Genomic DNA, 15,391 nt, shown 5'->3' with positions numbered 1-15,391 from the left:
GATCCCCCTATAATAACTTAACATGACTATATTCCCATTCTTAAGATTGTCTTTTCTCAACAATACAAAGTTTCCTGTTTATCCACAACATATTTATACATAAGTGTGATATCAGTCTTGTTCTCGAGATTTACAAAGCCAAGTCTATTATAAAAGTCTATTTCCATGTGGTCATTCGTTATTAGCATGATCAATTCTACATTTAAAATTGCCAGTTGCTGCATCATCTTTTCTACAAACGCTTGTCTTAAACCTTTTCCCCGCCACTCTTCTTTCATATTGATAAAATGAGCAGTCGCTACTAATCCGCGCATATATTCTATGTCACATAAGCTCTCTAAGTTTGTCAACGCATGATATAAATCCAACGAAATAGAAACTGCATCATCGCAAACTTCCGAATATGAACTCTTAACTGGATTAAATAAATAGATTGATGCTTGTCCTATATTAATTGCTTGATCCGAACCTTTTGGATAAATGATGCACTTAGCATGTACATTGAATAAAGAAGTCCCCTCTTCCATATCTAAACTAAAATCAACATAAACGTTTATATCTTCCAATTAAAATTCCTCCGTTTAATGAAAAAAAGATAACTAATACAACAAAATTGCATTAGTTACTTCCCCACATTTTACTTTTTTATAGTATTTTTCAATACATACTACAATTGTATTGAATATAAAGTAATATTAACAGGGACAAAGGGTTGGACTAAACGACTCATTATGGAAAGGTTTTTTTGTATAAAAAAAAGAGAAGGTTTTGTATATCCCCTTCTCTTTCTATTATGAAGAACTTCTAATATCCAAGAGCTAAAGAACGTACCAATGCTATACGTGAAGTAATGATAGTGACTGTTGAAAATACTGTAGAATTTTGTTCAATAAAGGGACAAGTAATAAAAGAAATTATCCATTTATGCATATCCTAAAGATTATTTCGAGTAAATCTAGTATATTTGAAATGCAAAAGGTATTTTAATCACAATTTATTAAGTAATTTGTACTCTACTTTAAATAGATACAATAACTTAATTGTAGGATGGAGGAAACCGTTCAATCAATAGAAACTATTATAAATTGCAAACAAAGTAGCCCAATTTAGACTAAGTATTGTTTTTTATTTTGCTCGATCGCTTGAATGTAAAAAGGAAGTTCTAGGAATTGAAAGATAAACAAAGCTTGTTGATACACTTCTTTTATTTCTGCGAATGGAGCAGTTTTTTTTTCTAAGCATTGGCCCTTATAGTATAAGAATTGGCCAGCTAAAAAGATAAAGGTTGTTTCCTTTGATTTTTTGATCCCTTGATTTGCAGTCTCTAAAGCACCTTCAATGTCATTTAGATCATATAATGTTTTACATTTATTAAATAAAACCGTAATGAGAGTTTCATGAATTTTATTATCACTATAGCTTTTATGCATGTGCTCTTTTAGGATTTTATTATAGTAATACAGGCTTTTATGACTTTCACCAATTTCGCCGTATACATTTGCAATTGAATTGTTAATTTTTATATGCAAGAAACGGAATTGGATGGTTGTTTGGTTTGAAGAGTTTAAAATATTTTTTATACTATTTATGCATTCTTCAGGTGATAAAATTTTTAAGGCGTAACGAGCTATATGTAAAATGTACTCCAGATAAAAGCTTAACCAAATATTATCTGAAGCTATTTTATTTTTATTAATAATCGAAATAACTTGTTTATAATTATGCTCTTTTAAGTGAAGTTCAATATCTTTTATTAAATTTTCACTTTCTAAAACATTTTTATGAAATAACATTTCGATTAAATACTCAATTGGGACTTGTAGCGCCAAAGCAATCTTTAATAATGTATCTATTGCTGGATACACCTCTCCAGCTTCAATTCGACTAATGGTCGACTGTGTACAAATATTCTTTGCGAGCTCCTTTTGGGACATACCCAATTCTGCTCGAAGTTTACTAATCTCTAGACCTAAGTATTTCATTTCCAAAAAAATCACCCCATATTATAGAAAAAGGACGGTAAAAAAACATGAAAAAATTATCTATTATATTATTAATCGTATTAGCAGTTGCACTTTACCCGAATGTTAGCAATGAATCAGCTAAATCAATCAACAACCCAATTACTACATTAGATCTTCCTTATATCCATTAATTTAATCAAAATCCAATAAAGTTATCATTTCTTTAATTTTATTGGATTTTTCTAATAGTGCAAGAGCGAAACTAAAAAACGAGGTGAAGGACGATGAAATCTAAAGCCGTAGACTACGAAGCTAGATTGAATTCACTGAAATTAGACCTTACATATGTAATTGCACGGAACGAATTAGAATTGTATTATCAGCCTAAAGTGTCAGCAGAAACCAATCGAATTATTGGTGCAGAAGCTCTTTTAAGGTGGAATCATCCAAAGTGGGGAATTATTGGTCCCAATGAATTTATTCCTTTAGCAGAAAAAACGGGATTTATAAATGAAATTGGGAAATGGGTCAAAAAGAATGCATGCCGTCAAAATAAAGTTTGGCAAGATGCTGGACTACTGAAAATTCCAGTTTCCATCAATTTATCTGCTTCTCGTTTTTTAGAAAGAGATCTTATTACCCATGTGATGGATACTTTAAAAGAAACGAAACTAGATCCTCAATACTTAGAAATCGAAATAACGGAAACATTACTATTAGAAAATGAAGAAGTAGTTTTCTCCGTCTTAGATGAGCTAAGAAATTTAGGCATTAAAATCGCACTTGACGATTTTGGTACTGGCTATTCTTCTCTCGCATCGCTAAACAGATTTAAAGGAAAAATAGATATACTTAAAATTGATCGTTCCTTCATTCAAGGCTTAAGTAGCTCGCTTGAGGAGGACTCCAACTTTATCGTAAAAATGATTATCCAATTATCTCATCAATTGAAGATGAATGTTATCGCAGAGGGTGTTGAAACAAATGAACAGCTTGCCGTGTTACAGAAGTATAATTGTAGCATGATTCAAGGTTATTTGTTCTCTAAACCTATTCCCGCTGATGAATTTGTTAAACTACTAAAGAAAGATAATTTAGAACCGCTTGAATATAGTATTTAGACGGAAAATCTATATTTTGCATGCTATTCGTTTTTTCGTCTAAATTATATATTCCCACTTTCACATCAAAATCCTCGAATATTTGTAAATTAGAAAGCGTTGATTTTTTTCCTTGGTAACATAGTCATAGAATATTAAACAATGCTTTTTTGTGTATATTGAAAGTTTATACAGTTTACTCTCCACCTCGATATCATCATTTCTTTATGTCAGACTCAGAATAATAATTGCGGCATCTAGTTTAAAGCGTATCCCAGGGAAGAGCAACCAATTCCGGGATAAAACCAACCATTCCTACATAAAATATGTTAACTTTATGAGAGATAACCGACTATTTTAGCGGTCTTGGATGTACTACTTCTTTCATGGAAATCATCCATCAAGGTTAGCACATCTGAACATGGATAACATTCGGATAAAATCTGCTAAAGTGATTCCCCTCATTAGGTGTGGTTTGTTGAGCAAAATATAAAACTCCTACACATTATCTTTCATGTGTAGGAGCTGCTAATTGAGAAGAATCCAGTTTCAAATCAACTAATATAGGTTACTAGTTTACTTCTTCTTGCTTAAGCCCACCATATTTTCTGTTCCTTTTTTGATAACTTTCAATAGCATCCATTAAGCAAGATTCATCAAAGTCTGGCCAAAGAGTATCCGTGAACCAAAATTCGGTATACGCAAGCTGCCAAAGCATAAAGTTACTTAAACGAATTTCACCACTAGTACGAATAAGTAAATCTGGCTCGGTCAATTCGTTAGTCATTAAATGACTACTAACTAATTCTTCTGTAATTTCATCACTGGAGATCGACCCCTGCTGTACTTTGTTTACAATTTGTTTAACGGATTGAACAATCTCATCTCGACTGCCATAGTTGAATGCAAAATTTAAAATAAGACCATCGTTATGTAAGGTTTCTTCTATTGCATTCGTGATCGCTCTTTTAGTATGTTCAGGAAGGAGTTCGTGATTACCTATCATCGTTACTCGAACATTTTGCTCTATTAACTCTGGTAAATACTTACCCAAGAGCTCTTCTGGTAAACGCATAAGATAATCTACTTCTTTTTTAGGCCTTCTCCAGTTTTCCGTAGAGAATGCATAGAGGGATAAGGTTTTAATACCAATCTCATTTGCGAACTTGGTTATTTTCTTGACCGTTTTCATCCCTTCGTAATGACCAGCAATCCTTGGTAAAGTTCGTTTAGTAGCCCATCTACCATTTCCATCCATAATAATAGATATATGAGATGGCAACTGTTCTAATTGGGATAGTTCTTTTCTTTTTATAAGCTCACTATTTAAAGCTGGTTGCTTTTTACGGATAAGCTTGCTTAGCATACTTTTACCCCACCTTATACCTTTTCCAGTAATATATATTAATATTACCAGAAAATCCTGTACAATACTTTATAAAATTCGACAGCTAATTACAATATAAGACTCTTTTTATATTTTCAGAATTATACAAAAAAGTTTTACACAAGACCATGTTTTAATGAGTAATTCATAAATCAAAACAAGCAGCCTAAGTTTTCACTCTGACCACTCCTCATTGAAAAGATAAATTTCCCCATCTTCTTATAGTGCATAACTCGTCTAATATAAGGACATGTTGCTTTAAAAGTTAGCAAACACCATCACTTAAAGGTCCACGCTTTTCCTCTATTGCAAGCAAAAAACACTAGATTATCAGGCTGTAAGTCGTTCTTTTAAACTGATGTTCTCTTAAGAGATACTCTGAAATACTCCTCATTTTCAGAATTGCTGGAACAGCTTTTCTATAATGGTTATAGATCTGGCAGGTGCCTGTCTAACACAGGGACTGGTTTTTAAATACCTCCTACACATTAACCATTCAAGTGCAGGAGGTATTCTTGGATAAGAAGAATCTTGAATTGTAATAAATTAGCAGAATAGCGTTTAATTGTTTTTAACACACTTTTTCCACAGGGATGCTTTTAGACTTCGGTAACAATATTTCCACGCTTGTCCCTACATTCACTTCGCTTGTGATATGGATAGATCCTTTGTGTGCTTCGATGATGCTATAGCTTACGGTCATTCCTAAGCCAATTCCATTTTCTTTTAAGCTGTAAAAGGGATCACCCATGTTATGTAAATCAGCTTCTTCCATTCCACAGCCATTATCCTCAAACTTAATAGCTAAATAATTCTCATTCTTTTCATATATCGTGATGTTAACTTCGCCATCTGTGGAGATTGCCTCTAGTGCATTTTTTAGAATATTTATAAAAACTTGTTTTAGTTTATATTCATTGCAATCTGTATCAAATTGTTCTAGGTCAATCATGTTTAATCTCTTGCTTTGTTGGGTTGCTTCCATTGAAAACAATTGTACGACATCTCTTACAATGGCATTTATGTTTTGGTTAGTCAAAACAATATCAGCTGGTTTCGCAATCATTAATAGTTCGTTCACAATACGATTTATTCGATTTATTTCGTCCATTAAGATATCCATATGTTCGTCAAGATTTATTTTTTTTGCTTGACTCATTTGCATATAACCTTGAATGATAGCAAGAGGGTTTCGTATTTCATGTACAATACCTGCAGCTAATTCCCCTAATGCAGACATTTTTTCTGATTGTCTTAACTTGCTTTCTGCTTCTTTTAAAGAGGTAATATCTCTTCCAATGACAACCAATCCTTTTCTCGAACCGTCCGTATTAAAAATAGGCACTTTGAATGCATCGAAAAATTTATCTGAACCATCTCGCAAAGGGATTGTCTCTTCACAACGACTTATCTTTCCTTCCTTCCACGCTTCTTCATCCGTGCCGATACAGTATATTAGAGCATCATGATAGAAGTCTGTATATTCCGCCATCTCTTTATCTGTCTTACCTTTATAATCAATACCCTCCAGTTCGAATAACTCTGAACCAAACTTATTTATTTGCAGCAACTTTCCTTCCCCATCTTTAAATAAGACAAAGTCAGGCATTGCATCAATTAACAACGAGAGCTTCTCTTTTTCCTCTTCGATTTGTTTAGTGTCCCTTAGATTTTTTATCAAGACAAACAAAAGTACCGCGGTGAGGATAACGAATAACAAACCTTTAAATTTATCCATTAAAATAGCCTTTTCATCAGAAAAGTTAGAAATACTTATTAAATAATCTGTACCGATAATCCAAATCGGCCCTATAATTACGTATAAAAATGGTATTATCCGGAAAATATCCTTATTAGGTTTCATTTTCTATCCCCTTGGCATGATTCATACATCTATATGATATTTAGTTATATTGTCACATATAATCCTTGATTGAGCAACTTCACTTCTGTTGATCATTTGATGGTTGGGCACCAATAAACCCTAATTTTAGAGTAAAGGCTTAAAAATGAAATACAACCACCTCCTACCCTTTATTCACTCAAGTCTAGAAGGTATTATAAGTTATAAAGTATTTTGAATTTTAATGCATTATTAGAATAATGAGGAATTTTTTCAAACGCTTTTTTAGTTACAACATCGACTGGATAAATCAAAAAAAATATTCTAGTTTATTGTTTTTCACTCCCTTCATATCGTCCTCTGGCTTCCCATCTCCTAATAAAATCATATATAATTTTATTTCAAAGGGGCCAATAGTTATGAAATTTGAAATGACGAAGAATGGATTTGTTACAGAAACTGCCTTCGGAGAGTTGACAATTTCCGGAAACGACGAGTATGGGTTCAGACCTTATCAACTGCTTGTTTCTTCTCTTGCGGTATGTAGTGGGGGTGTGATGCGGAACATCCTAGAAAAAATGCGTATGCCTGCTGAAAACATTACCATTGAAGTCAAGGAAGTAAATCGAAATGCGGAGATAGCGAACAGGGTGGAAAAAATTCATCTTCATTTTATCATTGAAGGGCCAGAAATTAACCCATCTAGAATGGATAAGGTTTTAGAATTGACAAAGAAGAACTGCTCAATGGCACAATCTGTCATTGGTTCAATAGAACTCGTTGAAACGTATGAACTAAAAGAGTAACGTGTTAAAAAAGGAGTAAATCCCATATTCAATTGGATTTACTCCTTTTTTTGTGTGGTTGGAAAAAGGTAGTCAGTATTTGTCGTTTATTTCTGTATATATTACAGACAAGCAAAAAATACTATGAGGGCTAAAGCAATGAAAACTTTATTTAGTTACCAGAATAGTCTTTAAAGTATGTCCAGCACAGGGAAATGCGCCTCCTACTAGTCGAATGTCACTTAATATTGGAAAATGTCGAAAATTTTTTATTTATTTATCCCTACCTATATAGTATATTTGTAATACACAGAAATAAAATTTTACTTCTTATATTTAAATTCTAGTTCAAATGACTAAAAATAGTGAAGTTTTAATTCATTACCTAGTAGAAAAATAATAGAATTGGGGTTATCCATGAGAGATGATCAAAGTATCATTAAGAACAAAGAAATATTTTCAGCTATTTTCTTCAGTTTAATAGCAGTTGGAGCAACCACTTCTTTATTAATACTTATAAAAAACTTGGTATCATTTAATTTTCTTGTATTAACCTATCCAGTCGTCGTGTCATGTATATACGTAATATTAAGCAAGAAGGTGGAGAATGGAATTACTATTCTTATTAGCAATACTATTTCATCCTATGGAATCTCCTGTTTTTTCGTTTTTGTGATAAATAAAATGAACATCCTTTCCACCTTTAGTATCTATAATGGTATCTTAGCAATTACCTGGCTTTGTACTATTGGTATTTCGTTATTATTTACTAGTATCCCTTATTCAGGATTCCAGTTAGGTTACCAACGTTTCCTTCAAGAAAAGAATGGAATTCAAAATGATATTCACATACTTAAACGGAATGTGACGAATGTAGATCAGTTGAGTGATGAAGATATACTCCATTTAATCAATCCGTTAAGAGCCATTAAAATGGAAAAGTACATTACAAGAGTATTACCCGGTGTTGTTACTAGATACAATTTGCACGAGAAACGTAAAGAAATGAAAGTCAACACATGGTTCCTTGTTTTTTGTGCAACTCTTTTGTATACTGTTTTTTCTTTGAATGTATATAAAGCACCTACCAATAGTTACATATTTGGATTATTAATAGGAGCTTTTGTTTATTGTCTACTAACTTATCGAGTAGTTAGCATAATCTTAAATAAAAATATGGTCAAATATGTAAATAACAAAATTATTTATCCGTTTAATAAGTTAAACGAAGAAAGAAACGCACTTATTAAAACGTTAAAAGAAAACCTTCTTGATAGAGGGAATACACAATTGACTCAAGAAGATTTTGAACGGTTGTATTTAAACAATATAGAAAATAGGAAATCAAAACTAGATACCCCGCATGATCTAACTATCCAAAACGTCTAGAATATGAAAAAGACCTTTTTGAAATGCTGCCTCTATTAGGCTACACTTCAAAAAGGTCTTTTTTCTTTAGCTCTCATATAGGGGATGCAAATGCTCTCTAACTTTTGACCATCACTAGACTATTTGGTAATGCCTCACACTCTTCTTGAAAACGCATATTCCAGTATCCTAACTCGTCTTCTTTACAAATGCTTCCCTTGTTTTAAATAAACCTGTGGGTGTGAAATAATAGGCACATTCTCGTTAGATTGTAAGATATGAATCATAATAACGATAGACCATTAATACATTAGACATTTAAAGCCTATTTTTTGGAATGACCAAGCTGTTTAGATCGTCTATTCTCTCCATAGATTATATATTACATTACGTGGAACAAGGCCCTCTTACGTGTCGGAAAAGAGCTTTCTAATTGTTTCCTCATCTTTACTCCAGATATATTCTCTTTCTAAGTGAAGTGCAGGATACAAGAAATTCTCCTCGTCATGCCGTTTATCCCACTTCCGCCATGATAAGTCTATTTGCCCTGAATGTGTAAGTAACTTATCAAATTTAGTATCTTCCACAAATGCATCAAATCCAAATATCTCACCTAGATTAGCAAAATAATCTATTTCTCTTTTTGTAAACATGGAACAATTATGTGCGGAAGATAGATTTAGTCTTCGGTAATTTCGTACGTATCCTTCAAAGAATTGCATGTGATGAAAATATTGTTTCCTCATTAACCTTTTTTCCTTCTTCTTTATAACTCCTAGATCCAACATCTTGTGTCAGACTCATTGCCTTCAAAATTGACATAAGAAACACACGGACAAACTAAAGAAACTAGCTCGTGGATATACATAATATGCTTATCTTTTGTGGGATGTCATCCTAAAAAAGGTTAAAATCCTCTTTTTGAAAGTGAAATTTAATTAGTCCATTAGACTTGCTTTAAATTAGTAGAATTCTAAGTTTTTAAGTGCTATCGATATTATTTCTGGAAGTGCCCGATGTCCATGTTCTTGCATCTCAATATTAATCTGCTCTCCACTTCCCATGATCGCACAAAGATCCATAGAAGAAGCTTTGTCATTTGAATGCATCATCTGAAAGTTTGTATTTCTAATTTCAACGGATATAATTTTGTCTTCCAATACCGCATTTAGTAATTCACGTAGTAAATGATTGCTTCTCTTACTTCCAAAAAAAGGTCTTAAATACAAAATCATTTCGAAGATTCAAAAGTTCTTCCGTATATTGACTCTTTCTTCACGAACCAAGCTAACCAAAACCATCATCTCCTCTCTCTTTATTACACTACAGAACACAAGTTTCCTATTCATCGGCATTACTTCAACCTAATTGCTCAGCTAACTGGGAAACCTAATTTGTTATCTATATACTGTAATAATGCAACGCAGTCCTCAGTGGGCTATGCACGTCATTAAAAAAAAATCTCTCCTACACTTTATTTATTCAAGTGTAGAAGAGATTCTTGGATAGGAAGAATCTTGAATTGTAGTAAATTGTCAGAATGTAGAATCATTCCTTACATTAGGACTCTTTTTTTACTTTTGAAGTGTCGACTATTATCAGAATAGTGTATAATTGTTCTTACACTGGGACAGGTCACAATTTTTTTAAAAAAAATAACAACTCTACTTAGTTTTTAGGCTAAAATATATATTATCTATAAGGACTTAAGGAGGAGAATATGAATACAACGGAACCATACTACATTATTGAATCTAAGAGATTGTGCATAGAGGCTGGGATGGATCCAAATGAAGTATCAAAACCAAAGAATCATTTAAACGAAGTAGAGTTTGATAAGAAGAGAAAATCATATAGTGAAATACTGTCAGTTGTGAGTTTTTTCTCAAATAAGCTACTGGATTCCTTAAAAGGCACTCCAATACTTGTGGTTGTTTCGGATGCAACTGGTTACCTTCTTGAAATTGAAGGAGATGAAACTATAAAGTCTACCATCGAACAATTCGGGATTATTCGTGGCAGCCAATTCACCCAAGTTGATACAGGAACGAATGTTATTAGTCTAGCTTTGCAGCAAAAGCACCCAATCAGTATTATTGGAGATCAGCATTTTCATACGTTTCTTCATACCATTGCTTGTTACGGGACTGCATTTCACTATACGGATGAAAATAACTTGCTTGGTAGTGTGTGCATCATGATGCCCATCCAGTTTCAGAATGCACTTTTCTTAACGATGCTAACTCAGGCGGTTGACTCGATTGAAAGAGAACTACTATTAATAAAACAAAATAAAAAGCTTAATATTATGAATCAGATTATGTTAAGCAGGACTAGAAATGGAATTGTTATAACGGATGAGAAAGGGATTACTACTGAGTTTAATCGTTTTGCCCAAAAAATATCGAATAACAGTAGAGATTCGGTTGTGGGTAGAAACATTCGTGAATCCCCTCTGACAGGTGTCTATTTTAAAGAAGTACTTGACCAGGAAAAAATATTTAATAATGAAGAAATACAATTTATAGATGATGCGGGTAACCTCACTGTGTGCCTTTTCGATGCGCAACCAATTTATGAAGAAGATAAAATGATAGGAGCCTTTGGTCAGTTCAGGGACATTTCAGATCGTTATTTACTGCAAGAGAAATACAACTACTTAGCTTATCATGATGATTTAACAAATCTCCCAAACAGACGATTTATAAAAAAAGAAATAGAAGCCATTATCAAAGAATTGCACGAAGGCCATCATCGGACCTTGGCTCTTTTATACATTGATTTGGATCGTTTTAAAACCATTAATGATAACTTTAGTCATTCTTACGGAGATGAGCTACTGATTGAGGTAAGTAAACGCTTAAGTTGTTGTCTAGGGGAAAAGGATATACTTGCCCGAATGGGTGGCGATGAATTTATCTTCCTACTTACAGACTTTGTTGATATTGATTATGCTACAAAAAAAGCCGAAGAGATACTACAACTGTTTCTTCAACCTTTTCATGTCGGTAGGAAAGAATTACATACAACAGCTAGTATTGGGGTTGCATTTTATCCCGATTACCCTATTTCAATGGAAAACCTTATGGTCTATGCGGATAACGCTATGTATCAGGCAAAAGCACAAGGGAAGAATTGCTATGTCGTTCATAATGCTGAATTATTAAATGAAATGATGGACGAATACATGCTAGAGGTGGATTTAAGAAAGGCTTTGGAGAATAAGGAATTTGTTCTCTATTATCAGCCACAAATTCATAATAATACCGGTGTATTAGTTGGATTGGAAGCGTTAATTCGCTGGCAGCATCCTACATTAGGTCTGATACCTCCAGGAAAGTTTATAAAACTAGCAGAAGAAAACGGATTAATCACTCAAATCGGCGAGTGGGTTATCGATGAGGCCTGTTCACAAAACAAAAAATGGCAAGATGCTGGAATGATGCCGGTAAAAATTTCAGTTAATCTATCTACGCAACAATTTCTTACTAGAAATCTCATTTCTTTTATGGAAGAAGTGTTAGAACGTACAGCTATCGATCCGGCATATGTTGTAGTGGAAATCACCGAATATATGGCAATGGAGTACGACTACTCTATTCAAGTATTGGAACAGCTGAAAACGCTCGGTATTGGCATCAGTATCGATGATTTTGGGACAGGTTATAGTTCACTAAATTATCTAAAGAATTTTCCAATTGATTATATTAAGATCGATAGGTCCTTCGTGAGTGAATTAATGAACAATGAGAAGGATGCCATAATTGTAAAAGCGATTATCACGTTAGCTCACAACCTTCATAAGGAGGTGATCGCAGAAGGTGTTGAAACAAAGGATCAGCTCGATTTTCTGAAGAATCACCAGTGTGATATCTCACAAGGTTATTTCTTTAGCAAACCACTTCCAGCGGACAAAATCGAGAAGATTTATTTAGTACAACGATAGATTACAAAGGGAGAATGACAGTATGAAAACGACTTCATCCGTATTAGTAGCGAATTTTAAACATTGGGGAATCGATCATATTTTTGGTATTCCAGGAAAGGCAATATCTCCTATATTATTCGAGATATTGCGCCATGATATGGAATTTGTATTAAGTAAACACGAAGCAGCAGCAGGATTTGAAGCTTCAGGCTATGCATTAATGAATCAGAAAATCGGGGTCGCAGTCGGCACTTCTGGACCAGGTGGGACAAATATGCTTACAGCTGCTGGCCAGGCAAAAGCCTCTAATGTACCATTATTAATCATTACAGGCCACCCTTCGATGAAAGATACCGGAAAAGCAATGGGTCAGGATTCCAGCATATTTGGTGCTGATCTTGTAGAAATGTTTAAGTCTGTAACGAAATTTAGTGCACGGGTAGAACGGGCGGATATGCTACAGCCTTACCTGCAACATGCGATTGAAAAAGCATGCTCAGGTGTCAAAGGACCTGTGCACCTGTCCATCCCATTTGATATTCTGTTAGAACAGATCGAGCCATTCCAATTGGAGTTACCAGTATCCTATGAAATGATTTCACCTATAACGAGTGAAGTTATCGATAAATTAAATGTAGCCAAACGCCCACTTCTATTCCTAGGAAAAGGAGTTCATTCCAGTAAAGCTTACGGAGAAGTACAGCATCTTGCCGAGCATTGGAACATCCCTGTCATTACAACACCAGGAGGAAAAGGGGCATTTCCTTCCAATCATACGCTTTCGTTAGGTGCATTTGGATTGGGTGGTACTACCGAAGCAACAGAATACTTTCATGAGAAGGTGGACCTGCTCCTTGTCATCGGATCAAAACTAAGTGATATGTCAATCGCCGGATTATCGGAAGCAATGTATCCGGAGCATATCGTTCACTTCGATTATGACCCAACCTTTATCGGGAAATCTATCCTAGTACCAACTACCCCGATACTAGGCGACATACAAGCGAATCTGACAGCTATTTTAAAGGATATACCGAAAACCAATAGCGAATCATTTTTAACACATATCGAGCGGGTACCGCTTCATGAAAATGAAACAGGAGAGCGAATGTCTGCAGTTCAAGTATTACGAGCGATGCGGTATGCACTTCCAGAGGAAACGATTATTTTCGGAGATGATGGAAGCCACTCTTTTTACGGTATCAAATACTTTGACATTTACAAGCCTGGGACTTTTTACTTTGATGATATATTCGGTGCAATGGGTAACGGAATTGGCTATTCCATAGGAGCAAAACTAGCAGCCCCTGAAGAAACGATTGTGTGCTTAGTTGGAGATGGATGTATGTTCATGCACGGCACGGAACTTTCAACGGCATATAATTATAACTCCCCTGTCCTGTTCATCGTGTTGAATAATGGACGATTAGACATGGTGGAAAAAGGAATGCAAAAAATGATTGGCACGTCTATCGGTGGAGTTTATGAGACTCCGCTCAATGTAGCCCGCTTTGCCGAATCTATGGGACTGGAAGCATATACGTGTTACACCCCTTTTGATTTATCTGATAGTATTATAGAAGCATTACATAAGATTGAAGAAACCAGCAAACCGATCGTGATTGAAGTAATAGTAGATGAAAACGAAATACCACCAACTATGGGGAGGCAATAATATGGAAAACAACACGCGATATGCATCCGGTTTACGTACAATGGAAGAATTATTTCCACAAGAAGTACGTAATGGAATGAAAGAAATGAAAAATATTTCTCCTGATTTATGGGAAATGATTGTAGCTTTTGGCTTTGGAGATCTTTACTCTAGAAAAACCCTTTCTCTCGCTCAACGAGAAATTGTTACAATCACAACACTGATCACTCAAGGAGCTTTCGATCAGCTTAAAGTTCACTTACATGGAGCCCTGAAAGTTGGACTTACAAAAGAAGAAATTATCGAGATCATCATCCACTGTATCGGTTACGTCGGGTTCCCAAAAGCCGTTCAGGCAATGGGAATAGCCGGGGAGATTTTTAAAGAAACAGAATGATGGTTCGAGTGTTTCTAATCTAAGTTGGGCTACAGCTCTTCTGCTAGAATGGGAAAATTTTAAGTGAAACCAGCTAAATACTACCAAATGCCCACCTACTGAAAGGTGGGCATTTGTGCGTTTATTTGACTTGAATCGGTAAAAACTATAGTGCGGTAAGAATTATTTTTGTGTTTCTACCTATGTTTCCTACTATTCAAATCGCTTCTAATTTTCAGAGTAGTTCTTTTTTATTGCAAAACTCCCCATTCTCTCGAGTATATAAAAGGCCACGTCTGTTGACTAGCTAATTATTCCCAATAACATAGATGAATTAACTAAAGTCAACCAACAAATTATATTTTAGAAATAGTGCGCAGTATGCCTCCGTACTTGGCGTACCTTGCATGAGCCAACTCGAGCTGCGCCCCGGCAATAAGTATCCTCATTTTCTAAAAAAGAAAGCCAATAAATAGCTGTGTGAAACATAACAGTTTATGAACGCGACATACTACCCTTTGAAAGCGACAAAACCTATTCCAATCGCGGAAAACATCTTTTAGTAAAGCTTTTTACTTGGCATGAGAGGTTCCTATTAATGGTGCACTATTTCACTGTTGAGCATATCCCTTAATTTAGTAGGATAATCAAACTAGTTAGCTAGCAAATGTCATTGGATTGGAGCGGCAGGCGGCGACTCTAGACGGAGGTCAACAGGATGTTGGTCACGAAGACGTTACCACACGATGTGGCGCTCTTATTCTTCATTCCTCGGAGATGGATAAGCCATCACAAGCGGTGCGCATACGACGGTGCTGGCTCATCGCTCCCCCCCGCGGAAAGCATCTGCCTAGAGCGGAAATCTTAGAGTTTACTTAGTCGCACTATTTCTAAAGTGTCCAAAGTAAACCGAAAACCTGTAAATGCAAATGAATTCTATTAACCCTTTTTACTAAAATGTAAGAAAATAGTTAAATAACAGACGT

Annotated in this window: 12 protein-coding genes; 6 read left to right on the top strand and 6 right to left on the bottom strand. The window is 34.7% G+C overall.

Going from position 1 to position 15,391, the window contains the following annotated elements; all coding sequences use genetic code 11:
- Nucleotides 1-56 precede the first annotated feature (56 nt).
- Together PB01_RS04095 and PB01_RS04090 are read right to left on the bottom strand one after the other, a co-directional pair.
- Nucleotides 57-566, bottom strand: a complete 510-nt coding sequence (locus PB01_RS04095; RefSeq protein ID WP_151699010.1) for a GNAT family N-acetyltransferase — start codon at nt 564-566, stop codon at nt 57-59.
- Between the two features lie 540 nt (nt 567-1,106).
- The gene (locus PB01_RS04090) at nt 1,107-1,982 is read right to left on the bottom strand and encodes a helix-turn-helix domain-containing protein (RefSeq protein WP_225986248.1); all 876 of its coding nucleotides are present in this window, start codon (nt 1,980-1,982) and stop codon (nt 1,107-1,109) included.
- A 266-nt stretch (nt 1,983-2,248) separates the two neighbouring features.
- On the opposite strand from PB01_RS04090, the gene PB01_RS04085 reads away from it, so the two are divergent.
- Complete coding sequence (locus PB01_RS04085; protein WP_151699008.1) at nt 2,249-3,085, top strand: putative bifunctional diguanylate cyclase/phosphodiesterase; 837 nt, start codon at nt 2,249-2,251, stop codon at nt 3,083-3,085.
- Nucleotides 3,086-3,635: 550 nt separating this feature from the next.
- On the opposite strand, the gene PB01_RS04080 is transcribed toward PB01_RS04085, so the two are convergent.
- Both PB01_RS04080 and PB01_RS04075 read right to left on the bottom strand, forming a co-directional pair.
- Nucleotides 3,636-4,430: an undecaprenyl pyrophosphate synthase gene (locus PB01_RS04080; RefSeq protein WP_151699007.1), complete on the bottom strand. Its 795-nt coding sequence runs from the start codon at nt 4,428-4,430 to the stop codon at nt 3,636-3,638.
- A 592-nt stretch (nt 4,431-5,022) separates the two neighbouring features.
- The gene (locus tag PB01_RS04075; RefSeq protein WP_151699006.1) at nt 5,023-6,315 is read right to left on the bottom strand and encodes an ATP-binding protein; all 1,293 of its coding nucleotides are present in this window, start codon (nt 6,313-6,315) and stop codon (nt 5,023-5,025) included.
- A 398-nt stretch (nt 6,316-6,713) separates the two neighbouring features.
- On the opposite strand from PB01_RS04075, the gene PB01_RS04070 reads away from it, so the two are divergent.
- Complete coding sequence (locus PB01_RS04070) at nt 6,714-7,100, top strand: OsmC family protein (protein ID WP_151699005.1); 387 nt, start codon at nt 6,714-6,716, stop codon at nt 7,098-7,100.
- A gap of 396 nt (nt 7,101-7,496) precedes the next feature.
- A complete protein-coding gene (locus PB01_RS04065) occupies nt 7,497-8,468 on the top strand; it encodes a hypothetical protein (RefSeq protein ID WP_151699004.1) in 972 nt (323 codons plus the stop codon).
- 386 nt (nt 8,469-8,854) lie between these two features.
- Here the strand turns inward: PB01_RS04065 and PB01_RS21200 are convergent, their stop codons facing one another.
- Together PB01_RS21200 and PB01_RS04055 are read right to left on the bottom strand one after the other, a co-directional pair.
- Complete coding sequence (locus PB01_RS21200; RefSeq protein WP_225986159.1) at nt 8,855-9,193, bottom strand: hypothetical protein; 339 nt, start codon at nt 9,191-9,193, stop codon at nt 8,855-8,857.
- Nucleotides 9,194-9,409: 216 nt separating this feature from the next.
- A complete protein-coding gene (locus tag PB01_RS04055; protein ID WP_151699003.1) occupies nt 9,410-9,682 on the bottom strand; it encodes a PD-(D/E)XK nuclease family transposase in 273 nt (90 codons plus the stop codon).
- A gap of 485 nt (nt 9,683-10,167) precedes the next feature.
- Between PB01_RS04055 and PB01_RS04050 the strand changes: the two genes are divergently transcribed.
- Genes PB01_RS04050 through PB01_RS04040 form a run of 3 tightly spaced genes read left to right on the top strand, consistent with a single transcriptional unit; the run spans nt 10,168 to nt 14,426 of the window.
- Complete coding sequence (locus tag PB01_RS04050; protein WP_151699002.1) at nt 10,168-12,393, top strand: EAL domain-containing protein; 2,226 nt, start codon at nt 10,168-10,170, stop codon at nt 12,391-12,393.
- 22 nt (nt 12,394-12,415) lie between these two features.
- Entirely contained in the window at nt 12,416-14,050 is a 1,635-nt protein-coding gene (locus PB01_RS04045) for a thiamine pyrophosphate-binding protein (RefSeq protein WP_151699001.1), read from the top strand.
- Nucleotide 14,051: 1 nt separating this feature from the next.
- Nucleotides 14,052-14,426: a carboxymuconolactone decarboxylase family protein gene (locus PB01_RS04040; protein WP_151699000.1), complete on the top strand. Its 375-nt coding sequence runs from the start codon at nt 14,052-14,054 to the stop codon at nt 14,424-14,426.
- Nucleotides 14,427-15,391: the final 965 nt, after the last annotated feature.

The organism is Psychrobacillus glaciei, from assembly GCF_008973485.1.
Classification (GTDB): domain Bacteria; phylum Bacillota; class Bacilli; order Bacillales_A; family Planococcaceae; genus Psychrobacillus; species Psychrobacillus glaciei.
Note: the sequence above shows the minus strand (reverse complement) of the source record. Positions and strands in the feature narration are given on the sequence as shown.

Excerpts from the sequence above, each read along its gene's own strand:
- PB01_RS04055 (WP_151699003.1), bottom strand. The coding sequence starts at position 9,682 with ATGATTTTGTATTTAAGACCTTTTTTTGGAAGTAAGAGAAGCAATCAT.
- PB01_RS04065 (WP_151699004.1), top strand. The coding sequence starts at position 7,497 with ATGAGAGATGATCAAAGTATCATTAAGAACAAAGAAATATTTTCAGCT.
- PB01_RS04075 (WP_151699006.1), bottom strand. The coding sequence starts at position 6,315 with ATGAAACCTAATAAGGATATTTTCCGGATAATACCATTTTTATACGTA.
- PB01_RS04080 (WP_151699007.1), bottom strand. The coding sequence starts at position 4,430 with ATGCTAAGCAAGCTTATCCGTAAAAAGCAACCAGCTTTAAATAGTGAG.
- PB01_RS04085 (WP_151699008.1), top strand. The coding sequence starts at position 2,249 with ATGAAATCTAAAGCCGTAGACTACGAAGCTAGATTGAATTCACTGAAA.
- PB01_RS04070 (WP_151699005.1), top strand. The coding sequence starts at position 6,714 with ATGAAATTTGAAATGACGAAGAATGGATTTGTTACAGAAACTGCCTTC.
- PB01_RS04090 (WP_225986248.1), bottom strand. The coding sequence starts at position 1,982 with ATGAAATACTTAGGTCTAGAGATTAGTAAACTTCGAGCAGAATTGGGT.
- PB01_RS04040 (WP_151699000.1), top strand. The coding sequence starts at position 14,052 with ATGGAAAACAACACGCGATATGCATCCGGTTTACGTACAATGGAAGAA.
- PB01_RS04045 (WP_151699001.1), top strand. The coding sequence starts at position 12,416 with ATGAAAACGACTTCATCCGTATTAGTAGCGAATTTTAAACATTGGGGA.
- PB01_RS04050 (WP_151699002.1), top strand. The coding sequence starts at position 10,168 with ATGAATACAACGGAACCATACTACATTATTGAATCTAAGAGATTGTGC.
- PB01_RS21200 (WP_225986159.1), bottom strand. The coding sequence starts at position 9,193 with ATGAGGAAACAATATTTTCATCACATGCAATTCTTTGAAGGATACGTA.